Origin of the sequence: Reyranella soli (genome assembly GCF_007992495.1) — a bacterium.
Classification (GTDB): Bacteria; Pseudomonadota; Alphaproteobacteria; order Reyranellales; family Reyranellaceae; genus Reyranella; species Reyranella soli.
Genome location: NZ_BKAJ01000133.1, coordinates 20,968 through 42,064, shown reverse-complemented (window position 1 = coordinate 42,064; position 21,097 = coordinate 20,968). Strand labels below are relative to the sequence as shown.

The window sequence follows — 21,097 nt, the reverse complement described above, 5'->3', positions numbered from 1 at the left end:
TATCCCCCTCACCCAACCTCTCCCCCTAGCGGGGGAGAGGAGCCTGATCCGGAGACGGTGGTCTACGCTCGATCAACCCGGCAACGACCACCGACAGCACGACCTTGCCTGCCTGATTCACCAACTCATACAGCAGGTCGAAGTGGCCGCGCCGCGGTCTGCTCGATTCGCGCTTGCCCTTGATCGTGATCCTCAGCCGGACCAGGTCGCCTGACCGTACAGGGGCGGGGAACTTCAGGTGCCATTCCGAAGCGCCAAGCACTGCCCAGCGCCGTCCGGGAACGTTATAGATCTGGTGGCCCAGCCGATACATCAGCGTGATGGTGTAGCCGCCGCTGGCGATCAGGCTGCCGTACGGATTCTGGGCCGCCGACGCCTCGTCGACGTGAAATGGCCAGGGGTCGTTGCGGCGATTGTAGGCCAGCATCTCGTCGCGATCGATCGCGACCTCGTCGCTCAGGAAAGAGGCGCCCACGACGAGATCCTCGAAGTAGACTGGAACCTCCATCGGTTCTCCTGCTTGCATCGGGCTGGTGTTGCAGCAGCATTGTTGGACGATCAACTACCCGAGGGGTAATGGAGCGCGGGAGCCGACCCTCTCTTCTCATGTCCTCCCCCGTCATACGGGGGAGGATACAGGAGGGGGAAAGCCGCAGAGACGATCTCTCGACGGATGAGATCATGATGATCTGTAACTGGCCTGCGCCCTGCTCGTGGCTCGCCCCCTCCTGTATCCTCCCCCGCAAGCGGGGGAGGAGATGAAGGTGCGTGTTCGCTCCGCCGAGCCAGGTGAAAGCCAAAGCCTCACCGCCCTCTGCGTCCGGTCGAAGGCGCATTGGGGCTACGACGCCGCGTTCATGACATTGAGCGCAGCGACGTTGAATGTGAACGAAGCCGACATCGCCCTTGGCCGCGTGCTGGTGGCGGTCGATGACGCCGGCCGCGCGATCGGCATGGCCTGCGTCGTGCCCGACGGTGACATGGCCGACCTCGACGCCCTGTTCATCGACCCGCCGGCGATCGGCAGCGGTGCCGGCCGCGCCTTGTTCGACGCCGCTGTCGCCCTCGCGCGAAAGCAGGGTGCCGGGCGCATGACCATCCTGGCCGATCCCAATGCCGCCGCCTTCTACGAGCGCATGGGCGCGCGCTTTCTGCGGAACGCGCCGTCGGACGCCATTCCCGGCCGCACGCTGCCATTCTATGAGTACGACCTCACCTCGAGGACTGTTGCATGACCACGCTTTCACCTCCCGCCACCATCGCCTTCATCGGCCTCGGCATGATGGGCCGGCCGATGGCCTCGCGGCTCGCCGAGGCGGGCTTCAAGCTTCGCCTGTACGACCTCTCCCAAAAGGCGGTGTCCGATTTCATCTGTGCGCATCCCATGGCGCTGGCGACCGCCTCGGCCAAGGCCGCGGTGCAGGGCGCTGACGCCGTGATCACCATGCTGCCCGACGGCAAGATCGTGCGGCAGGCGCTGATCGAGGGCCGTGACTCGGCCCGCGAAGGCATGGCGGCGGGCATGCTCGCCATCGACATGAGCTCGTCCAATCCCGTCGACACCCAGAAGCTCGCGCGCGATCTCGCGGCGCTGGGCGTGGCCCTGCTCGATGCGCCGGTGTCGGGCGGCGTCAAGCGCGCCATCGACGGCTCGCTGTCGATCATGGTGGGCGGCAACGCCGCCGACCTCGAGCGCGCGCGTCCCGCCTTCGCCGCCATGGGCAAGACCATCACGCTCTGCGGCCCGGCGGGCGCGGGGCACGCGCTGAAGGCACTGAACAACTACCTGTCGGCCGCGGGCCTGGTCGCCATGTGCGAGGCGCTGGTCGTGGGCGAGGCCTTCGGCCTCGATCCCGGCACCATGGTCGACGTCTTCAACAGCTCGACCGGCAAGAGCAACGCCACCGAGGTGAAGGGCCGCCAGTTCGTCGTGCCGCGCAATTTCGCGGCCGGCTTCACCACCGGCCTGATGGCCAAGGACCTGCGCACCGCGAGCGAGGTCGCGAACCACCTCCAGCTCAACATGCCCGGGCTGAAGCAGGCGGTGGCCTACTGGGCCGATGCCAGCGGCAAGCTCGGCGGCTCGGCGGACCACACCGAGATTTTCCGTTATGCTGAGATGCTTGCGGAGGAGGAGTCATGAACCCGGCCTTCACGCTCGACAGCACCTACATTCACCTGCGCCCCGACGAGAGCGCGCTCGCCATGGAAGGCGGCGCCAAGTTCTGGGCCGGCATCGGCGAACGCCACGACCTCGAGCAGGGCCGCCTGATGGGCAGCACCGACCAGAAGGCCGACTGGAGCCACTGGGAACGCCATCCCGCCGGCGATGAGATCCTGACCCTGCTCTCGGGCGAGATGGTCATCGTGCTGGAGACTGCCGCCGGCGAGCAACGCACGGCGATCAAGCCCGGCGAGACCTTCATCGTCCCCAAGGGCGTCTGGCACCGCGGAATCGTCACAGCGCCCGGCCGGCTGATGTTCGTCACGCCCGGAGCCGGCACCGAGCACAAACCGGTCTAGATCTTGCCGGACCGCGGACCCCTGCCTCCGCCGAAGCGAAGCCGCTTCGGCTTCGCAGGTCCAGGTCCGCTCATGGTCATACTCTTCCGGACCGCGAGCCTCCGGCTCGCTCAAGCTCATGAGCGAGCCGGAGGCTCGCGGTCCAGAAGACCATGAGCGGACCCGGCGAGATATGGCCGGGGATGTGCCCACCGCTTGCCACGTATTACCAGGCAGGACGGCTTTGACAGGGCGGGCCGCCGCCCTTATATAACCGCCACCTAGGGCCCTTGGCGCCGCCTCCCCGGCGGTGATCGACGGGGTCCACACCGAACGTCACAGCGCAATATCAAACGGCCGCAACCTGCGGCACTGGCGCGTGCGTTATCTCCCACCTGATTGAAGACCCATGAACCTCCAAGAACTCAAGATCAAGAAACCGCCCGAGCTGCTTGCATTTGCCGAGGAGCAGGGCGTCGAAGGCGCGGCGATGATGCGCCGCCAGGAACTGATGTTCGCCATCCTGCAGAAGGTCGCCGCCGCCGAGCAGGCGATCTTCGGCACCGGCACCATCGAGGTGCTGCCCGACGGCTTCGGCTACCTGCGCTCGATGGAAGCCAACTACCTGCCGGGCGCCGACGACATCTATGTCAGCCCGACCCAGGTCCGTAAGTTCGGCCTGCGCACCGGCGACACGGTCGAAGGCGAGATCCGCGCGCCCAAGGACGGCGAGCGCTACTTCGCCATGGTGCAGATCAACAAGATCAATTTCGACGATCCCGATGCGCTGCGCCACCGCATCAACTTCGATTCGCTGACCCCGCTCTATCCCGACCAGAAGCTCAAGCTCGAGATGGAAGGCGGCGCGGCCGTCATGGCGCCGGCCGTCAAGGAAGAGGAGGGCGGCTCGCGCGCTACCTCGTCGGGCCGCGTCAGCTCGCGTCGCACCGGCACGCTCACCAAGAAGGCCGGCACCACGCCGCAGCAGCAGCTCGACATCTCGACCCGCGTGATCGACCTGATCGCGCCGATCGGCAAGGGCCAGCGCGCCCTGATCGTGTCGCCGCCGCGCACCGGCAAGACGGTGCTGCTGCAGAACATCGCCCACGCCATCACCGCCAACAATCCCGAGGTCTACCTCATGGTGCTGCTCGTCGACGAGCGGCCGGAGGAAGTGACCGACATGCAGCGCACGGTGAAGGGCGAGGTCGTGAGCTCGACCTTCGACGAGCCGGCCAGCCGCCACGTCGCCGTGGCCGAAATGGTGATCGAGAAGGCCAAGCGCCTGGTCGAGCACAAGAAGGACGTGGTGATCCTGCTCGATTCGATCACCCGCCTCGGCCGTGCCTACAACACCGTCGTGCCCAGCTCCGGCAAGGTGCTGACGGGCGGCGTCGACGCCAACGCCCTGCAGCGGCCCAAGCGCTTCTTCGGCGCGGCGCGCAACATCGAGGAAGGCGGCTCGCTCACCATCATCGCCACGGCGCTGATCGACACCGGCAGCCGCATGGACGAGGTGATCTTCGAGGAGTTCAAGGGCACCGGTAACTCCGAAATCATCCTCGACCGCAAGGTCTCCGACAAGCGCACCTTCCCGGCCATCGACATCACCAAGTCGGGCACCCGCAAGGAAGAGCTGCTGGTCGATCGTGCGACGCTGTCCAAGATGTGGGTGCTGCGCCGCATCCTCATGCCGATGGGCGCCGTCGATGCCATCGAGTTCCTGCTCGACAAGCTGCGCACCGCCAAGACCAACCAGGACTTCTTCAGCTCGATGAACCAGTAACGGTTCATGAAAGCGCTGGTCGTCGTCGGCCATCCCGCTCCCGGAAGTTTCAACCGGGCTCTTGCGGAAAGCATTCGGGAGACGTGGACCGCGGCGGGCTGCGAGGTCAGGTTTCACGATCTGGTCGAGGAGGGGTTCGATCCCCGGCTGACCGCCGCCGAGGCGCGCGGTCAGACCTCGACCGATCCGCTGGTTCGCCGGCACATTGCCGAGCTGCGCGACAGCGATCTATTGGCCGTCGTTCATCCCAACTGCTGGGGCGCGCCGCCTGCCATCGTGAAGGGCTGGATCGACCGCGTCTTCGCACCCGACGCTGCCTACGGCTTCACCAAGGGCGTCGACCAGGGCGACGTGCCGATCGGCCTTTTGACCATCCGAGCGGCGTTGATCGTCAACACCGGCAACACGCCGCCGGATCGCGAACGTGAAGCCTTCGGCGACCCACTGGAGCGCATGTGGCGCGACTGCATCCTGCGCTACTGCGGCGTCCGCCATGTCCTGCGCACGCTGCTCGGTGTGGTCGCGACGAGTTCGAACGAAGAACGGCGGCGCTGGCTGGCCGAGGTGACCGCGTTGGCGGATAAGGCCGCCTCAACCGTCATCCCGACCGTTTTCAATGCGCCTCGCCGGCGCTCCTAGCGGCGAGCGCCTGAGCGAGGTCGAGGTATTTGCGCGTAGGCTTTGAGCACTGCTCGGTGCTCGTGCCCTTGATTCGGTCCCTCAGTGATGATGAACCATCAGATACGCCAAGTCCGTTCGACCGATGACGGTCTTCATCCGCGGCGTAGCCAATAGACGCCGGAGCAACCAAATGGCTGCCCGACGCCACAATGTCAGCTCAAAGTGTGAGGCGAATTCGCGGTTGATTTCCAAAGGCCGCCAATAGGATGCGTGCCACTCGCAATAGGCCGTGTGAAATAGCTTCGTCTGCTCCTGTGATGCCTTCAAAAGAGCACAGCCGCAGTCGGCGTGGATTTCCACGCTGTCCTCGCTGGGAAAGCGGAACCTGTGCCCGCTGCCCAGGTGGTGCAGGGTATCGTTTGAGAACTCGAACTCCTCGGGTTGCGCCCGAAGGGCGGCGATTGCTGGAGACAGGTCCAAATAGGCCATCTGACACTCCTCCTGCTGGTGTTTCACCGGGTGCCGTCGCCCTTGATTGCCGGGTCGCACATCGGCGGCCATTGGGCCGAGCGGCATAGTGCGCGCCTGCAAACTTTGTGCCTGTCCGGGGAGTATCGCGGCCTGACTGCCGGTCAGGCCCCGAGATCGGCTGCGACCGCTCGGCGCTGTTCGCGGCTCACGGCGACCTTCTGACCGAACCATGCCTCGAAACCCAACCGGCCCTGGTGCAGCAGCATGTCGAGGCCATCGATACAGCGCTGGCCGCGCGCGCGGGCGGCGGCCAGCAGCGGGGTCTCGAGCGGCACGTAGACGATGTCGTCGACGACGGCATTGGCCGGCAGCCGGCCGACATCGATCTCGAGCGGCGGCTGGCCCTTCATGCCAAGCGACGTGGTGTTGACCAACAAGGTGGCGCCGTCGAGGGCGGCGTCGCGCTCGTCCCAGCGCTCGACGGCGATGCGCCGGCCGTCGCTCGGCGTGAAGGCGACGCCGAGATCGATGGCGCTCTTCTGCGTGCGGTTGACCAGGCGCAATTCGGGTACGCCTGCCGCCACCAGGGTGGCGACGACGGCGCGCGCCGCGCCGCCGGCGCCCAGCACGGTGGCCGGTCCCGCTGCCGCCTGCCAGCCCGGCGCGCCCTGCTTCAGGGCTTCGAGGAAGCCGAAGCCGTCGCTGTTGCGGCCTTCGAGGGTGCCGTCGGGCTGCTTGATCACCGTGTTCACCGCCCCGATATGCCTGGCGAGCGGATCGATGCGATCGAGCAACGGCATGATGTCGATCTTGTGCGGCAGGGTGAGGTTGCAGCCGCGCGCATTGGGCGTGCGCTTGAGGAAAGCGATGAGTTCCTCGAGCGCGGCGCGCTTGGGTTCGACCGGCAGGCGGCCGTAGTGGCCGCTGATGCCGTGCTGCTTCAGCCAGAAGCCGTGCAGGGCGGGCGAGCGCGAATGCTCGACCGGCCAGCCGACGATGGCGGCGAAGGGCCGGTCATTGGCTTCGCGCAGCAGGGTCTCATAGGGGCTCATGGCGTTTTCTCCAGACCGATTCCGTGCTCGGCCAGGAAGGCCAGGAGAGGCAGCAGCGGCAGGCCAAGCACAGTGAAATAGTCGCCTTCGATGCGGGTGAAGAGATGCGCGCCCAGTCCCTCGAGCTGGTAGGCGCCGACCGAGGCGCAGACCGCCTCGCCGGCGCGCGCGAGATAGGCGTTGAGGAAGGCGTCGGTGAAGGGCCGCATGGTCAACCGGCCGGTCTCTGTCGTGTGCCACAGGCGCACGCCGTTCCTCGCCACCACGACCGACGACACCAGCTCGTGCGTGCGGCCGCCCAGCGCCTTCAGCTGCTCGCGGGCGGCGGCAAGGTTGGCCGGCTTGTCGTAGTGCTTGCCCTCGCAGGCCAGCGTGGAATCCGCACCGATCACGAAGGCGCCGGGCCGCCGCGTCGAGACGCGCAGCGCCTTCATCTCGGCCAGCGTCGTGGCAATGTCCTGCGCGGTGGCGCGTTCACCCAAAAGGCTGAGCTTCACCTCGTCCTCGTCGACGCCCGACGGCTCGATCGCGAAGTCGAGGCCGACGTTCTGCAGCATCTGGCGACGGGAGGGACTGGCGGAAGCGAGGATCAGCATCGGTCTCGATCAGGCGGGCTCGATGCGGAACAAGCCGCCATCGTCGGCGTGGGTGACGAGGTACAGGAGCCCGTCGGGCCCCTGCCGCACGTCGCGGATATAGGGAAGCCGGTCGACGAGCAACCGCTCCTCGCCGCGATAGCGCTCGCCATCGAGCTCGATGCGGAACAAGGCCAAGTTCGACAGCGCACCGGTGAAGACCGAACCCTTCCAGCCCGGGAACCGGTCGCCGGTATAGAAGCAGAGCCCGCAGGGGGAGATCGACGGCACCCAGTAACGCACCGGGTCTTCCATGCCGGGCAGGCTTTTGTACGGGCTGATGATGGCGCCGCTATAGTCGACGCCGTAGGTGGCGCGCGGCCAGCCGTAGTTGGCGCCGGCTTTCAGGAGGTTGAGCTCGTCGCCGCCACGCGGGCCATGCTCGCACTCCCACATGCGACCGGTCTCGGGGTGCATGGCGAGCCCCTGCGGATTGCGATGCCCCCAGGTGAAGATCTCCGGCCGCGCATCGGAGCGGCCGACAAAGGGATTGTCGGACGGGACCGAGCCGTCGTCCTTCAGCCGCAAAACCTTGCCGTTCAGGACGGTGAGATCCTGTGCGCGATCGCGCTGGTAGCGCTCGCCGGTGGTGACATACATCAGACCGGCGCGATCGAAGGCGATGCGCGAGCCGAAATGCAGGCCGCCGCCGGCGTCGGGGAGGGCGCGGAAGATGGTGGTGACCGAGCGCAGGGCGCCGTCGCCCAACTCGGCCCGCGCCACATGGGTTGTGGCGCCGCCCGAGCCTTCGGCGGCGTAGGACAGGTAGAGCACCCGGTTGGTCGCAAACTGCGGATGCAGGCAGACATCGAGCAGCCCGCCCTGGCCGCGGGCATAGACCTTGGGCACGCCGCCCAGCGGCGCGCGCTCCAGCCGGCCGTTGGCGAACATGCGCAGCCGTCCCGGCCGCTCGGTGACCAGAATCCGCCCGTCCGGCAGGAAGGCGATGGACCAGGGCTGCTCGAGGTCGCGCGCCAAGGTCACCAGCCGGTAATTGGCCTTGCTGCTCTTAAGGATTTCCTGGCCGCGCGCAATCGACGGTGCAGCGAGCGCGGCGGTTGCAGCCAGGATGATTTTGCGTCTTCGCATCGACTCTCCAAGGGCCGCCACTATACTCGACGCCCTTGGCCGACGGGCGTTCCTGAATTTGCAAAGCGCGGGGAGTTGAAAATGTCGAAATCGATCCTGATGCATGAGAATGGCGGACCGGAGAAGATGCAGCTTGAGGAGGTCGAGGTCGGAAAGCCCGGCCCCGGCGAGGTCAAGATCAAGCACACCGCGATCGGCCTCAACTTCATCGACGTCTATACGCGCTCGGGCCTTTACAAGACGCCGCTGCCCAACGCGGTCGGCCGCGAGGCCGCCGGCGTGATCGTCGAGGTCGGCCCCAGGACCAAAGGCTTCAAGAAGGGTGACCGCGTCGCCTATTGCGGCGAGCTCGGCGCCTACTGCCAGGAGCGCATCATGGGCGTCAAACAGCTCGTGCATGTGCCGAAGGGCGTGAGCGACGAACAGGCCGCGGCCATCATGCTGAAGGGCATGACCACCGAGTACCTCATCGATCACTGCGCCAAGCCGTGGCTCAAGAAGGGCGACATCGTGCTGTTCCATGCCGCCGCCGGCGGCGTCGGCCTGCTGTTCGGCCAATGGGCCAAGGCGCGCGGCTACAAGGCGATCGGCACCGTGTCGTCGCCGGAGAAGGCCGCGTTGGCCAAGAAGAACGGATACAAGTGGGTCATCAACTACACCAAGCAGGACGTCGTCGCCGAGGTGAAGAAGATCACCAAAGGCAAGGGCGTGCCGGTCGTGTTCGACGGCGTCGGCAAGGACACCTGGGAGGCCTCGCTCGACAGCCTGTCGCCGCGCGGCCTGATGTGCTCGTTCGGCAACGCCTCGGGCGCGGTGGCGCCGCAGTCGCCGGGCATTCTCAATGCCAAGGGCTCGCTCTACCTGACGCGGCCCAGCCTTGGCGCCTATACCGCCACCCGCGCCGACCTCGAGGCCAGCGCCAAGTCGCTGTTCAAGATGGTCAAGAGCGGCAAGGTGAAGATCGCCATCGACCAGCGCTATCCGTTGGGCGAGGCGGCGCAGGCCCATATCGACCTGGAATCGCGCAAGACCACCGGCCAGACCATCCTGGTGCCCTGATCCACGAGCCGGCGTTCAGCGAATGATGATCGTCGGACTCACCGGCTCAATCGGCATGGGCAAGTCGACCGCAGCCAAGATGCTGCGGCAGATGGGCGTGCCGGTTTACGACGCCGATGCCAACGTGCATGCCGTCCAGGCCAAGGGCGGTGCAGCGCTGCCGGCTATCGAGGCGGCGTTTCCCGGCGTGGTGAAGGATGGCGTGCTCGACCGCCAGGCGTTGGGCGCCCGCGTCTTCGGCAACAAGGAAGCCCTGCGCAAGCTCGAGGCCATCGTCCATCCCCTGGTCGGCCAGCGGCAGCGCGCCTTCCTGAAGCGCGCCGCCCGGCGTGGCGAGAAGCTGGTCGTGCTCGACATCCCGCTGCTGTTCGAGGGTGCGGGCGAGCGGCGTGTCGATGCCACCCTGGTGGTGAGCGCGCCGGCGTTCCTGCAGCGCCGGCGCGTCATGGCGCGACCCGGCATGTCGACGGAACGGTTCGAGGGCATCCTGCGCCAGCAAGTGCCGGATGCGCTGAAGCGGCGCAAGGCCACCATCGTCATCCCGACGGGGTTCGGCCTTGCGCCGACGCGACAAGCGCTTGCGAAGGCGGTGTCGAAACTGAAGAAGCGTCGTGGCCGCTTCTGGCCGGCCAATCCATGGCGCGAACGATTCACAGCCCAGCTTGCCCGCGCGCGCCGGAAGTAAGCTACAAGGAGTCCATGCGCGAAATCGTTCTCGACACCGAGACCACCGGCCTCGATCCACTGGCCGGCCATCGCGTGGTCGAGGTGGGCTGCATCGAGCTCTTGAACACCGTCGCCACCGGCAAGACGTTCCACACCTACTTCAACCCGGAAATGATCATGCCCGCCGGGGCGCAGGACATTCACGGGCTGAGCGACGAGTTCCTGGCCGACAAGCCGTTGTTCGCCGACAAGGTCGAGGAGTTCCTGGAATTCGTCGGCGACGCCCAGCTGGTGATCCACAACGCGCAGTTCGACATCGGCTTCCTCAACGCCGAGCTGGAGCGAGTCGGAAAGCCCAAGCTGATGAACGCCTATGTCGACACGGTCTCGGTCGCGCGGCGCAAGTTTCCTGGTCAGCGTGTCAGCCTTGACGCGCTCTGCGAGCGCTTCAGCATCGACAATTCCAACCGCATCAAGCACGGCGCTCTGCTCGATTCCGAGCTTTTGGCCGAGGTCTATCTCGAGCTGAGCGGCGGCCGGCAGCGCGATCTCGGGCTGGCGGCGGAGATCGCGGGCGGCGTGACGGCCGTGCTGGTCGCGAGCAACCTGCCGGTGCGCCCGCCGCGGCCGCACGCGCCGAGCGTGGCCGAGCTGGCGGCGCACGCCGAGTTCCTTAAGCAGATCAAGGAGCCTATGTGGCTCGCGGCGGCGTAACGACTGTCACCCCGAGCGTAGCGAGGGGCCTTTGGTGATCAAGAAAGGTCCTTCGCTGCGCTCGGGATGACAATCATGCCGGCAGCCAGTTGCCGTGCAGGCCGTGCGGCACGCGGCGCGGCATGACGATCTCGGCGACCGGTGGCTTGTCGATGTCGACGGCGTCGAGGATGGCGAGGACCGAACCGTCGGTCGTCCGATCATAAACATAGGTCATGATCCAGCCGTCGCCCTCGCTGCGGCCCCCGGGGCGCGGATCGGGCCGTGGCACGAACACTGGCTCGCCGACCTCGCGGTCGGGGCCGAATTCGTGAACGGCCGACCGCCCGGCCTGCAGGTCGTAGCGGACGATCGCGCCGAAGGTGCCGGGATGGTTGCCTTTGAGTCTGACCGGCAGCCAGCCATAGCGATTGGCAAGGCCTTCCTGCGCCGGGTCGACGCGTGGGAACTCGCTCTCGCGGTCGTCGAGCTGCGTGCGCTTGATCGAGCCCGCGCCGAGATCGAGGACGGCACGCCACAGGCAGGGCGGCGCGCCGGGCGCAGTGAAGAAGGCGCCATGCTGCACGTAGTCGACGGTGATGCGGCCCTGCGCCTCGTGCGCGTTCATGAAGTGGAAGACGAAGAAGGCGTCGTCGGTGAACCACTTCACATCGCCCGTGCCGTCGCGGCGCATCACGGCGATGCGCGTGCCGCGTTCAGGCTGCCATGACAGCAGCGGCTCGCCCGCCCGGGCGGCGGCCAGGTCGAGCACGACCGGGCAGAGAAAGAACACGACATGGTTCGTGGTGAAGGAGAAGTCGTGCACCATGAACGACGCGCCGGTCTCGATCGATACGTCGCATACGATCGCGCCCGACGGATCGACGACACGGTAGACGAGGAACGGCGGTCGCAACGAATAGCGGAACATCAGCATCTCGCCGCTGGCCGGATCGATCTTGGGATGCGCCGTCATGCCGCCTGAAAGCTTGCCGGCGAAGTCGTAGCGGCCCTTGGTCTCCAAGGTCGATGTGATCTCGTAGGGCAGGTTGCTTTCGTAGATCGTGAGGATGCGCCCGGCATGGCGCACCACGTTGGTGTTGGCGACGTTCTTGATCGGGCTGGGATCGCCGTCCGGCGGCACGAAGCGCGCATCGGGCGGGACCGGCGCCAGCAGGCTGCCGTAGATCGTGCGGCCGGCGCGGCGGTCGGCGCGCAGGCCTGCGGTCGTCACGAAGCGGTTGCGGTAGCTCGCCTTGCCGTCGGCGAAGGTGACGGCGTGCACCATGCCGTCGCCGTCGAACGGGTAGGTGTAGGAGATCGGCGGATAGGCGGGGTTGGGACCGTTGCGCAGATAGGCGCCTGCGATCTGGCGCGGGACCTCGCCGCGCACGATGAGGTCCTTGACGTCGAGCTCGTCATGGACGGGCGCGAAGCCTGCCTCGAGGAAGGAGATGGGTCTGTCGGGTGCCGCGAGCGCCCGCCGCGGCAACACCGCTCCCGCGAGCCCAAGATGGCCCGCGAGCATCAGGAGGTCGCGGCGGGAATACGGCATGGCGCATCATCATACCCGATGATGCGGCCGGTTGAACTTCCTCAGGCGTGCCCGACCGGACCGCCGGCGATGCCCGGCATCTTGCCGCCGTTGGCCTCGAGCTGCTGGCGATAGAGTGCCACGAAGTCGACCGGGGCGATGTTGAGCGGCGGGAAGCCCGCCTCGCGCGTGGCGTTGGCGACGACGGCGCGGGCGAACGGGAAGAGCAGCCGCGGCGTCTCGATGAACAGCAAGGGGCCATAGGCTTCCTGCGGCACCTCGCCGATGCTGACGGTGCCGGCATAGACCAGCTCGAGCATGAACAGCGGCTCGTCCTTGGGCGTCTTGGCATTGGCCTCGATCGACAGCGCGACCTCGAAGGTCTTGGCGTCGAACTGGCGGTTGGTGACTTGGACGTTGAGCGAGAGCTGCGGCTGGGTCTGCTCGATCAGGCTCTGCGGCGCGCGCGGATTCTCGAAGCTCATGTCCTTGATGTACTGGCCGTGCATGATCAGCGGCGCATTGGGCGCCTGCTGGGGAGCCTGACCCTGCGGCGGCTGCGGGTTCTGCGGCGGAGGAGGGGCGTTGGTCATGGCCTGCTACTTTCTCTGTTGCGGGCGGGCGGTACCACGCAGGGCTGCACTGCACAAGCCGCGGGCAGGCGCGGCAGGCTGCCATTTGCAAACCCATCCGCCAAATAAGAGAATAGCCAGTACGTTTTTGCACGCTCTGGCAAAGGAAATGGATCGTTCTTCTCTGCGTCCCCCCTTACGCCCGCTCGTAGGGGTCACGGCCTGCCTCAAGGAAAACGGCCGCGGCGGCTGGCATCACACGGTTGGCGACAAGTACGTCCGGGCCGCGATCCAGGCAGTCGCCGCCCTGCCGGTCCTGATTCCCGCGGTTGGCCCTGAATTCGGCGAGGACGCCGCGGCCATGACCGAGGCGCTCGACCGGCTCCTCGATTCTCTGGACGGCGTGCTGCTGACCGGCAGCCCGTCCAATGTCGAGCCGTACCACTATGGCGGTGAGCAGAGCCGGCAAGGCACGGCGCACGATCCGGCGCGCGACGCCACCACACTTCCCCTGATCCGGCACGCCCTCGACCGCGGCGTGCCGCTGTTCGCGATCTGCCGTGGCCTGCAGGAGGTGAACGTGGCGCTGGGCGGCACGCTGCACCAGCTCGTGCACGAGGTCGAAGGCCGCCGCGACCATCGCTCGCCCAAGTCGTCCGACATCGACGTCAACTACGGGCCGGCGCACGATATCGAGATCGTCGAAGGCGGCCTGCTGCATCGCCTCCTGGGCGAGCGCCGCGTGCAGGTGAATTCGCTGCATGCCCAAGGCGTCGATCGCCTGGCGCCGCGGGCGCGGTTGGAGGCCGTCGCCGAGGACGGTCAGGTCGAGGCCTTCAGCGTCCCCGATGCGCCGGGCTTCGCGCTGGCCCTGCAGTGGCATCCCGAGCATCGGGCGCTCGAGAACCCGGTGTCGAAGAAGCTGTTCGACGCCTTCGCCGCAGCCTGCCGCTCGCGTGCTGCGTCGCGGCTCGTGCCGCCAATGCGCGCCGCCGCGGAGTAGGACGATGTCCCAGTCGGCCACCCGCAACAATGCGCGCCGCGACTTCTACGAGCGCATCGGTGGCCTGTCGATGGCGCCGCTCTGGGAATCGCTGCACCAGCTCGTGCCGCCGCAGCCCGCGCCCAAGTACCAGGCGGCCCACTGGGACTACGACAAGGTGCGGCCGTACCTGATGGAATCGGGCTCGCTGATCACCGCCAAGGAGGCGGTGCGGCGCGTGCTGATCCTGGAGAATCCCGCGATGCAGGGCAGCGCCTGCATCACGCCGTCGCTCTATGCCGGCCTGCAGCTCATCCTGCCCGGTGAGGTGGCGCCGAGCCACCGCCACACGCAGTCGGCGCTGCGCTTCATCGTCGAGGGCGAGGGCGCCTACACCGCCGTCGACGGCGAGCGCACCATCATGCACGAGGGCGACTTCGTCATCACGCCGACCTGGACCTGGCACGACCACGGCAACGAGTCCAAGCAGCCGATGGTGTGGCTGGACGGCCTCGACATCCCCCTGGTGGCGATGTTCAACGCGGGCTTCGCCGAGAACGGCGAGAGCGACGAGCAGGCCGTGACCGCGCCCGAGGGCACGTCGGACGCCAAATACGCCAGCGGCCTGCTGCCGGTGGACTGGAAGCCTTCGCGCCAGACCTCGCCGATCTTCAACTATCCCTATGCGCGCACGCGCGAGGCGCTGGCCGGTCTTGCCAAGGCCGGCGCCCCCGATCCCTGCCACGGCTACAAGCTGCGCTATGTGAATCCGGCGAGTGGCGGCGCGCCGATCGCCACCATGGGCACGTTCATGCAGCTCCTGCCCAAGGGCTTCACGACCGCGCCTTATCGCTGCACCGACGGCACGGTGTTCTCCGTGGTCGAGGGTTCAGGCGAGAGCGTGATCGGCGACAAGATCTTCCGCTGGAAGAAGCGCGACCATTTCGTCGCGCCGAGCTGGGCCAAGGTCGAGCACCGCGCCGATGACGAGGCGGTGCTGTTCTCCTTCTCCGACCGACCGGTGCAGGAGAAGCTCGACCTGTGGCGTGAGGATCGCGGCGGGCGCTAGCACCGATCTCCTGTGCCTGTAAGCCGGCAGTAACCGCGCCTCCCTGTATCAGCCACGATGTGCCGGCAGTTACGCCCGGAGCGAAGGCCGGGGAGGCTCCCATGTTGCACATCTTGACGATCGGCGCGTTGGCGATCGGGGTTCTCGGCGGGACAGTGATGCCCGCTGCTGCCGAGCAGGCGTCCGATACCTGCAGTGACGCCAAGACCATTGAGATCCAGCCGATCGGCGGCTGGCAAGTTGGCTCGGAACAAGTCAGGCCGGAAGAAGAAGGCGCCCCGGTGGATGGCGCACTGGTTCTTGCACGAGCAGGTCAGGACACTGTCCTGATGATGGCATGCCACGGCGGCAAGGCGAGCTACGCGCTGTTCGACGAGACCATGAGGTTGCCGTCGGGACAGCCCGTCGAGCTCGACATCCGGATCGATCAGCGCCCGGCAGTGCAGGTGAGCGGCAACGCGACTGGCAAGGATGGCCAGATCGACCTTGTAGCCAGCGCGGCGCTCGTCGATACGCTGTCGAACGCCAAGTCTTTCGCAATCACGCTGCGATCCGGCCGGGTGACGAAAGTCTACACCTTCGCCACGGCTCAGGACCCCGAGGCCCTGGTCGCCTGGTGCCGCCTGTGCGGGATCAAGCGCTGACTGTCGCGGACTACTTCGAGACCGCGATATCGATCAACCTGCCGTTCATGCCTTTCACGGCGCCGACCTGGGTCGCCTTGCCGGTCGCGAGATCGATCGTATAGAGCGTGCTGCCCGCGATCAGGTAGGCGGTGTTCTTGCCTTCGGCCTCGTTGTCGATGTCCATGACGGCGTCGCCGAGGTTGGGCACGCCGACGGCGCCGCGCGTCTTCAGCACGCCGTCGTTGGGCGGGCTCTGCAGCACCAGCGCGCCGGTGCCGCCGTCGACATGGAACAGCTCGGTGCTCTTGGCGCCCTTGCTCGAATTGGTATAGGCGCCCGCTGCCACCATCGGCTTTTTGCCGTTGTTGGCGTCGGCTGCGTCGTAGTTCAGCGGCTTGTCGACCATGGTGGCGCCGTCGTCGACGTTGATGCGCAGGCTCTGGCCGTCGGCGCCGATGACGCGCAGCCGATCGGCGGCCGGATTGAAGTCGACGACCGGGCGCGGGCCCAGCGCCACCTTCTGCGACAGGGTGCTGCCGGGCGTGGCCTTGCCGCTGGCATGGTCGATGACCACGAGCTGGCCGGCCGCGGTCAGGCCGTAGAGCTTGCCGTCGGCCGGCCGCACGTCGATGCCGACGACCTGGTCGGCGCCCGTGATCACCGTTGGCGGCGATGCGGCCATGGTGCTGGTGTCGATCTTGACCAGCTTGTTGTCGGCGGTGAGGCCGACCAGGGTCGCGGCCTTGGCGGTCGCGGCGCTCGTGGAGAGGGCCAGCAGCGACACACCGACGAGGTATCCGAGCCTTTTCCCGGAAGCCATCGATCTCCTCCTCCTGCTGAAGCGTCCTGTCTTAGACGCGGAGAGATCGCATTCTGGATAACTCGCCTCACGCGCTCGTGAAGCTGTCGATCGCGCGTTGCGTCACCAGCGACAGATGCAGGGCTTCGATGGCGCGATCGGCGTCGAGCAGCGCCGGATCGGCGCGGCCTTTGATGCAGTCGATGAAATGCTGCAGCTCGACCTCGTAAGGGTTGCGCGCGGCAACTGGCACGGGACGGGCGGGCGTGGTGCCGGCGGTGATGGTGAAGCTGCTCTTCGGCGGGATCTCGCTGAAAGTGGTGAGATGCGCGAAGGCTGCTCGCTCGAACAGGGCGCGGAAGCCAACGGTGAAGGGTGAGGTGGGTGGCATCAGTCCGCTGGCGATGACGGTCGCGTGACGGCCACCCGGGTAGCTCAACACGGCGGAAATCTCGCCCGGCCGTCCGTCCGGCGCATGCGCGGCGCTGGCCGAAAGGGACTGCGGCTCGCCCATCAACCAATGGACGAAATCGAAGTCGAACGTCATCAGCTCGGTCGACGGGTCGCCGTAGTGCGCCTTGCGGTCGGGTGCATCGGCATGCAGGTAGGAGCCCAGCCGCCACGTCGTGATGCTGAGCAGCCGCCCGTGTTCACCCGACCGCGCCACCGCCTCGACGTGACCATAGGCGCTGACCGAACGCATGAGCAGGCCGACCTGCAGCAGTCGCCCGGCGCGGCGGGCGGCGTCGCGCATGCGCTGCGCCTGGTCGAGGTCGAGCGCCAAGGGGCTTTCGCAAAAGACGTGCTTGCCGTGTTCGAGAGCCGAGATCACGACGTCATGATGAACGGCGCTCGGCAGGCAGACGTCGATGGCGTCGATATCGTCGCGCTGGATCAATGCGGCGGCGTCGGTGAAGGGCCGCGCCTTGCAGATTCCGGTGACGGCCGCAGCACGTGCTGGATCGCGCGAGAACACGCCCGCCACGGACACCTCGGCCATGTTGGCGTAGGCGGCCGCATGCACGGTCCCCATGCTGCCGGCGCCCAGGATGGCGATGCGCACCTCAGCCAAGCCAGCCAGCCTCCTTTACCTGGTCGCGGAAGGTCTTGCTGACCGGCACGCGCAGGCCGTTGCGCAGCACCAGCATGGGCCGGCGCGCATCGCGCTCGGCCGAGGCGACGGCGCCCTTGGCGACCCACCAGGAGCGATGCACCTGCTGCCCACTCGACGGTCCGAGTTCGGCCAGTGCATCGCGCAGCCGCAACAGGATGAGGTCGCTGCCGAGCGCGGTATGGATGCGCAGGTAGTGGTCTTCCATCTCCAGCGCCAGCAGGTCACGGCCCAGCGCCGGCGGCACGCGGCGGAAGAAGTCGGGTGGGACGTCCTTCGGCGCATCGGCCGTCAGAATCTCCGCGATGCGCGCCCGCTCACTGTCTGCTGCAGCGTGCAGGCGTCGCTCCATGAACAAGCCGATCAGCACCGAAATCACGATCGTCAGGAACGCGACCTGCGGATAGATCTCCCAGGCTGCGCGAAATGGCGTCGGCCGGACCAACCAGCTGTTCAGGACGATGATTTCCAGGGTGCCGGGGATGGCTGCCAGCGCGCCGGCCAGGGCCATGCGCACCAGAAGCGGCCAGCGCTGGGTGACCTCGAAGCTCGCCAGCAAGGCGCCGAAGATCAGAACCTGCGCCCAGATCAGCACACCGGTCACAGTGAAGTAGACCAGCCGCACGCCGAGCCCCGTCCCGTAATAGGTCCCGAACGGGCCGGTCACCCCCATGACGATCGCCAAGCCCACGACCCAGGGAAACTGCTGGGGGATCGACCGGAAGTAGTTCGACTCGCGCATCGTGAAATGATGATCCCGACAGTTCGCGAAAAACGCCAGCTTTTCCGCGCAACAACGATGGCGCGAGACGATGGCGCTCCCGATGGTGAGGCATGCCATCCGTTTACCAGATCGTCGTGAACACCCCGCTGTGGGTGTGGCCACTCATGCTGTTCGTGCTGTGGCTGGGCTGGCGTGGGCTACAGCCGCGTGTCATGCCGCCAGCGCGGCTCGCCATTCTGCCGTTGGTCGGTGTCGTGACGTCCATTACCGGGATCGCACAGTCGCTGCAGCCGGCGATTGCCGCCGCCGGCTGGGCTACAGCCCTGCTGATCGCGTTGCCGCTCGGCTGGGCCATCGGCACGCGCCGCGCCGTGCGGCTGCGCCCCGAGGACGGCCGGCTGGAAGTCGCTGGCGGTTGGTTCGCCCTGGGCTTTGGCATCTCGATCTTCGTCGTGCGCTATGCCCTGGGCGTGCTGTCCGGTGTCATGCCGCAGCTGCGCGCCGAGCCGCTCTGGATCGTCCTGTCAGGCAGCGTTGGCAGCGTCGTCACGGGGATCGGATTGGGCTGGCTCGCCAATCTGCTGTTCCGCGCCTATCGCCGCGTCGAAGTGAGCGGGTAGCCATGCGCCGTGCGGTCCTTCTGCTGGTGGTCTTCGCGACGAGCCTGGCGGCGCTCGCCCAGCAGCGCTTCGACTTCAAGGTGCGCGAGGACATGTTCGCCGGTATGGACGGCGACAACGAAGCCTTCGACCGTGCCATGAAGCTGATCGACGACACGCTGGCCAAGCAGCCGGATCATGCCGAGGCGCTGGTCTGGCGCGGCGATGGCCGGGTGTTCATGGCCGGCCAGGCGTTCCAGCGCGGGGACATCGCCGCGGGCCGGAAGCTTTACACCGAGGGGCTGGCCGACATGGAACGCGCCGTGGCGCTGGCGCCCAACGACATTGCCGTACGCGTGCCGCGGGCGTCGGGCTTGTTGCCCACGGCACGGGCCGTGCGTCGCGCCGATCGCGCCGAGGCCGATCGATTGACCAGGACCGCTGTCGACGATTTCGAGTTCGTGTTGCAGGCTAGCCAGCCGTTCTGGAACAAGATGAGCGAGCACGGCCAAGGCGAGGTGCTGGGCGCACTGGCCGACGGATGGCTGCAGTTGGGCGACGTCGCCAAGGCCAATGCCTACCTCGATCGCATGACCGCCGAGCTGCCGGGCACGCCTTACGCCAAGAACGCCGCCGCGCGCCGCTCCGATCCGCTCGCGAAGATCTCGTTGACCTGCCTTGGGTGTCACTGACGTGCGGCTGTATCTCGTCGTCGCGCTGGCCTTGGTTGCGGTAGCGGCATCGGCAACCGCACAGACCGTGATGGTCCAATCCGGTCGCTACACCGACTTTCGCCAGCTCATGGCGCGCGAAGCGCCGGCCGACTCGGTCATCCTCCCCATGACGCTGCACCTGCCCGACACAGGCCAGGACCGTTACCCCGCTATCGTGATCGTCCATACGATCGCCGGTTACTTGGAGGCGAACGAAGGCTGGCACGCCGAGGAGTTCCGGCGGGCCGGCTTCGCCACCCTGACCTACAGCAGCGACGCGGCAGTGCGCCTGCGTGAGGCGGGGACGCCCGGCGCCTGGGCGGCGGCTGTCGCCGAGGCCTACGCGGCCTTCCGGTTCCTGGCCGATCACCCACGGATCGATGCGAAGCGGATTGCCATCGTGGGCTTCTCCTTCGGCGGCGAGGTGGCGTACCTGGCCGCTTTCGAGCGTCTGCGTGCCGCGATCGTGCCAAGCGAAGCGCGTTTCGCGGCTCACGTCGCCTACTACCCCGCAGGCGTCTTCGGCGCGGCGGCAGAGCGCGGTGCCTACACGGGTGCGCCGGTCCTGATGCTGTTGGGGGAAAAAGACGACAACCTGCCCGTCGCGAAAGCGCAGGGCTATTTCGCCTATGCCCGGGAAGCAGGATTCCCGCCGCCCGTGGAAGTGTCGGTCTATCCCGGCGCCTACCATGCCTGGACGGTCACGACGCTCGGCGCGCCGACCTTCTATCCGCAATACCGCAGCACGCGAAAATGCCCCTACCTTCTGTTGGGACCGTCGCAGGCTGCATTGCTGATCAGGGCCATGAACGGCCGATCGAAGCGGCCCTCATGCAAGCCTGCCTGAAGGAAGGCTGGGGCTACACGATGGCCTACGATGCCGCCATCCGCAGCCAATCCACGCGTGATGCCCTGGCGTTTCTCGAAAAGGCGCTGCGCCGGTGACTGTAGGACGTCAGCGCTGCAGGAAGATCAGGCCGTCCCAATCGCCGAGGTTGCGCGACACGCCGCCCAGCGTGCGGCCGTTCTCGCCGACCACCAGCCGGTAGCGGTCGGTGAAGATGACGTCGTTGGGGTCGTCCTTGCGCGTTCCGGCGAGGCTCACGGTGCCGGCCGCGCTGTCGACCTTCCCCGAGACGAACTCGATGGCGCTCATGCCGAGCTTGCGCTGCTCCTCGGCAAGCGGCGAACTCTTGAGCGTCCAGACGAATTGACCGTCCGCGATACCGTCGGGTGCAACCTTCAGGGATAGTGTCGCCGTGAAGAGATAACCCGTTGGCGCTGTCCACTGGCCGTGCCACTCGCCGGCGAGATCGCTGACGGGAAGCGGTGGCTTGGTCTGTGCCGACGCTGAAACGGCAAGCACCAGCAGCGCCAGCGTCGCGAGCAGGCGCACCCTCAGGCGACCCGCTTCTTTTGGGCTGCCACCGATCCCGCGCACTGGTCGACCGGCAATGGCCGCAGCTGCAGGTCGTAGGCGTCGGCGAACTCGGCCTGCCAGGTCGTGCCGCTCTTGCGATAGAGATAGACGAACAGCACGCAGGCGTCCGACTGGTAGCGCAGCGCGCGGGCGGGATCGTCCTTGCGGTCGAGGACACCGGTGCCCAGCAGGGTGACGAGCTGTGTCTCGCTGAGACCCTTGATGCGATCGAGCGGGATCGGCGAGCCCGCATTGCGCGAGCTGAATACGCCTTTCTCGCCGCCGGCCAATGAATATTGCGGCGGGCTGTCGCTGTTGCAGCCCGTGACCAGTAGCAGGGCCCCAAAGGCCCCTATCCCCCGTCTCATGCCGCC

Annotated in this window: 26 protein-coding genes; 14 read left to right on the top strand and 12 right to left on the bottom strand. The window is 67.0% G+C overall.

Annotated elements, in window-relative coordinates:
* Window positions 1–25 precede the first annotated feature (25 nt).
* The gene (locus RSO01_RS33450) at window positions 26–508 is read right to left on the bottom strand and encodes a MaoC/PaaZ C-terminal domain-containing protein (protein WP_170303543.1); all 483 of its coding nucleotides are present in this window, start codon (window positions 506–508) and stop codon (window positions 26–28) included.
* 256 nt (window positions 509–764) lie between these two features.
* Here RSO01_RS33450 and RSO01_RS33445 point away from each other — a divergent pair, with 256 nt between their 5' ends.
* From RSO01_RS33445 to RSO01_RS33425, 5 genes are all read left to right on the top strand, one after another.
* Complete coding sequence (locus RSO01_RS33445; RefSeq protein ID WP_170303542.1) at window positions 765–1,235, top strand: GNAT family N-acetyltransferase; 471 nt, start codon at window positions 765–767, stop codon at window positions 1,233–1,235.
* Window positions 1,232–2,143, top strand: coding sequence for an NAD(P)-dependent oxidoreductase (locus RSO01_RS33440; protein WP_147154928.1), 912 nt, complete (start codon window positions 1,232–1,234; stop codon window positions 2,141–2,143). Before RSO01_RS33445 ends, RSO01_RS33440 begins: the two co-directional genes overlap by 4 nt.
* The gene (locus RSO01_RS33435) at window positions 2,140–2,523 is read left to right on the top strand and encodes a cupin domain-containing protein (RefSeq protein ID WP_147154927.1); all 384 of its coding nucleotides are present in this window, start codon (window positions 2,140–2,142) and stop codon (window positions 2,521–2,523) included. The genes RSO01_RS33440 and RSO01_RS33435 overlap by 4 nt, the downstream gene beginning before the upstream one ends.
* Before the next feature lie 388 nt (window positions 2,524–2,911).
* Complete coding sequence (rho, locus tag RSO01_RS50005; RefSeq protein ID WP_147154926.1) at window positions 2,912–4,288, top strand: transcription termination factor Rho; 1,377 nt, start codon at window positions 2,912–2,914, stop codon at window positions 4,286–4,288.
* A gap of 6 nt (window positions 4,289–4,294) precedes the next feature.
* Window positions 4,295–4,927 carry an NAD(P)H-dependent oxidoreductase gene (locus RSO01_RS33425; RefSeq protein ID WP_147154925.1) on the top strand — a complete coding sequence of 211 codons (633 nt, stop codon included), beginning with the start codon at window positions 4,295–4,297 and terminating at the stop codon, window positions 4,925–4,927.
* Window positions 4,928–5,008: 81 nt separating this feature from the next.
* Here the strand turns inward: RSO01_RS33425 and RSO01_RS33420 are convergent, their stop codons facing one another.
* The 4 genes from RSO01_RS33420 to RSO01_RS33405 all read right to left on the bottom strand — a co-directional run bounded on the left by RSO01_RS33420 (window position 5,009) and on the right by RSO01_RS33405 (window position 8,156).
* Window positions 5,009–5,398: a hypothetical protein gene (locus RSO01_RS33420; RefSeq protein WP_147154924.1), complete on the bottom strand. Its 390-nt coding sequence runs from the start codon at window positions 5,396–5,398 to the stop codon at window positions 5,009–5,011.
* A 143-nt stretch (window positions 5,399–5,541) separates the two neighbouring features.
* On the bottom strand, window positions 5,542–6,432 hold the full coding sequence (locus RSO01_RS33415) for a shikimate dehydrogenase (RefSeq protein ID WP_147154923.1): 891 nt from the start codon (window positions 6,430–6,432) through the stop codon (window positions 5,542–5,544).
* Complete coding sequence (locus RSO01_RS33410; RefSeq protein ID WP_147154922.1) at window positions 6,429–7,028, bottom strand: Maf family protein; 600 nt, start codon at window positions 7,026–7,028, stop codon at window positions 6,429–6,431. The genes RSO01_RS33415 and RSO01_RS33410 overlap by 4 nt, the downstream gene beginning before the upstream one ends.
* Window positions 7,029–7,037: 9 nt before the next feature.
* Window positions 7,038–8,156 (bottom strand): PQQ-dependent sugar dehydrogenase, encoded by a 1,119-nt coding sequence (locus RSO01_RS33405; RefSeq protein WP_147154921.1) that lies wholly within the window; start codon window positions 8,154–8,156, stop codon window positions 7,038–7,040.
* Between the two features lie 81 nt (window positions 8,157–8,237).
* On the opposite strand from RSO01_RS33405, the gene RSO01_RS33400 reads away from it, so the two are divergent.
* Genes RSO01_RS33400 through dnaQ form a run of 3 tightly spaced genes read left to right on the top strand, consistent with a single transcriptional unit; the run spans window position 8,238 to window position 10,595 of the window.
* Window positions 8,238–9,215: a quinone oxidoreductase family protein gene (locus RSO01_RS33400; protein ID WP_147154920.1), complete on the top strand. Its 978-nt coding sequence runs from the start codon at window positions 8,238–8,240 to the stop codon at window positions 9,213–9,215.
* Window positions 9,216–9,237: 22 nt separating this feature from the next.
* Window positions 9,238–9,900 (top strand): dephospho-CoA kinase, encoded by a 663-nt coding sequence (gene coaE, locus RSO01_RS33395; RefSeq protein ID WP_147154919.1) that lies wholly within the window; start codon window positions 9,238–9,240, stop codon window positions 9,898–9,900.
* A 14-nt stretch (window positions 9,901–9,914) separates the two neighbouring features.
* The gene (gene dnaQ, locus RSO01_RS33390; protein WP_147154918.1) at window positions 9,915–10,595 is read left to right on the top strand and encodes a DNA polymerase III subunit epsilon; all 681 of its coding nucleotides are present in this window, start codon (window positions 9,915–9,917) and stop codon (window positions 10,593–10,595) included.
* 73 nt (window positions 10,596–10,668) lie between these two features.
* Here the strand turns inward: dnaQ and RSO01_RS33385 are convergent, their stop codons facing one another.
* Window positions 10,669–12,129: a carotenoid oxygenase family protein gene (locus tag RSO01_RS33385; protein ID WP_147154917.1), complete on the bottom strand. Its 1,461-nt coding sequence runs from the start codon at window positions 12,127–12,129 to the stop codon at window positions 10,669–10,671.
* 41 nt (window positions 12,130–12,170) lie between these two features.
* Window positions 12,171–12,701, bottom strand: coding sequence for a protein-export chaperone SecB (gene secB / locus RSO01_RS33380; protein WP_147154916.1), 531 nt, complete (start codon window positions 12,699–12,701; stop codon window positions 12,171–12,173).
* Between the two features lie 148 nt (window positions 12,702–12,849).
* On the opposite strand from secB, the gene RSO01_RS33375 reads away from it, so the two are divergent.
* From RSO01_RS33375 to RSO01_RS33365, 3 genes are all read left to right on the top strand, one after another.
* On the top strand, window positions 12,850–13,683 hold the full coding sequence (locus RSO01_RS33375; protein WP_147154915.1) for a gamma-glutamyl-gamma-aminobutyrate hydrolase family protein: 834 nt from the start codon (window positions 12,850–12,852) through the stop codon (window positions 13,681–13,683).
* 4 nt (window positions 13,684–13,687) lie between these two features.
* Window positions 13,688–14,731, top strand: a complete 1,044-nt coding sequence (gtdA, locus tag RSO01_RS33370) for a gentisate 1,2-dioxygenase (protein ID WP_147154914.1) — start codon at window positions 13,688–13,690, stop codon at window positions 14,729–14,731.
* Between the two features lie 101 nt (window positions 14,732–14,832).
* Entirely contained in the window at window positions 14,833–15,375 is a 543-nt protein-coding gene (locus tag RSO01_RS33365) for a hypothetical protein (protein ID WP_147154913.1), read from the top strand.
* A 10-nt stretch (window positions 15,376–15,385) separates the two neighbouring features.
* Here RSO01_RS33365 and RSO01_RS33360 read toward each other — a convergent pair whose 3' ends face one another.
* The 3 genes from RSO01_RS33360 to RSO01_RS33350 all read right to left on the bottom strand — a co-directional run bounded on the left by RSO01_RS33360 (window position 15,386) and on the right by RSO01_RS33350 (window position 18,009).
* Complete coding sequence (locus RSO01_RS33360) at window positions 15,386–16,177, bottom strand: DUF4394 domain-containing protein (RefSeq protein WP_147154912.1); 792 nt, start codon at window positions 16,175–16,177, stop codon at window positions 15,386–15,388.
* Window positions 16,178–16,244: 67 nt separating this feature from the next.
* Window positions 16,245–17,219, bottom strand: a complete 975-nt coding sequence (locus tag RSO01_RS33355) for a Gfo/Idh/MocA family protein (protein WP_246158990.1) — start codon at window positions 17,217–17,219, stop codon at window positions 16,245–16,247.
* Between the two features lies 1 nt (window position 17,220).
* Window positions 17,221–18,009 carry a LytTR family DNA-binding domain-containing protein gene (locus tag RSO01_RS33350; RefSeq protein ID WP_170303541.1) on the bottom strand — a complete coding sequence of 263 codons (789 nt, stop codon included), beginning with the start codon at window positions 18,007–18,009 and terminating at the stop codon, window positions 17,221–17,223.
* 92 nt (window positions 18,010–18,101) lie between these two features.
* On the opposite strand from RSO01_RS33350, the gene RSO01_RS33345 reads away from it, so the two are divergent.
* The 3 genes from RSO01_RS33345 to RSO01_RS33335 are packed head-to-tail and all read left to right on the top strand — an operon-like array spanning window position 18,102 to window position 20,150.
* Entirely contained in the window at window positions 18,102–18,611 is a 510-nt protein-coding gene (locus RSO01_RS33345; protein ID WP_147154909.1) for a hypothetical protein, read from the top strand.
* A 2-nt stretch (window positions 18,612–18,613) separates the two neighbouring features.
* A complete protein-coding gene (locus RSO01_RS33340; protein ID WP_147154908.1) occupies window positions 18,614–19,282 on the top strand; it encodes a hypothetical protein in 669 nt (222 codons plus the stop codon).
* 1 nt (window position 19,283) lies between these two features.
* Window positions 19,284–20,150 (top strand): dienelactone hydrolase family protein, encoded by an 867-nt coding sequence (locus RSO01_RS33335; RefSeq protein ID WP_147154907.1) that lies wholly within the window; start codon window positions 19,284–19,286, stop codon window positions 20,148–20,150.
* A 108-nt stretch (window positions 20,151–20,258) separates the two neighbouring features.
* Here RSO01_RS33335 and RSO01_RS33330 read toward each other — a convergent pair whose 3' ends face one another.
* Together RSO01_RS33330 and RSO01_RS33325 are read right to left on the bottom strand one after the other, a co-directional pair.
* A complete protein-coding gene (locus tag RSO01_RS33330; protein ID WP_147154906.1) occupies window positions 20,259–20,699 on the bottom strand; it encodes a hypothetical protein in 441 nt (146 codons plus the stop codon).
* A gap of 2 nt (window positions 20,700–20,701) precedes the next feature.
* Window positions 20,702–21,091 (bottom strand): hypothetical protein, encoded by a 390-nt coding sequence (locus tag RSO01_RS33325; RefSeq protein WP_147154905.1) that lies wholly within the window; start codon window positions 21,089–21,091, stop codon window positions 20,702–20,704.
* Window positions 21,092–21,097: the final 6 nt, after the last annotated feature.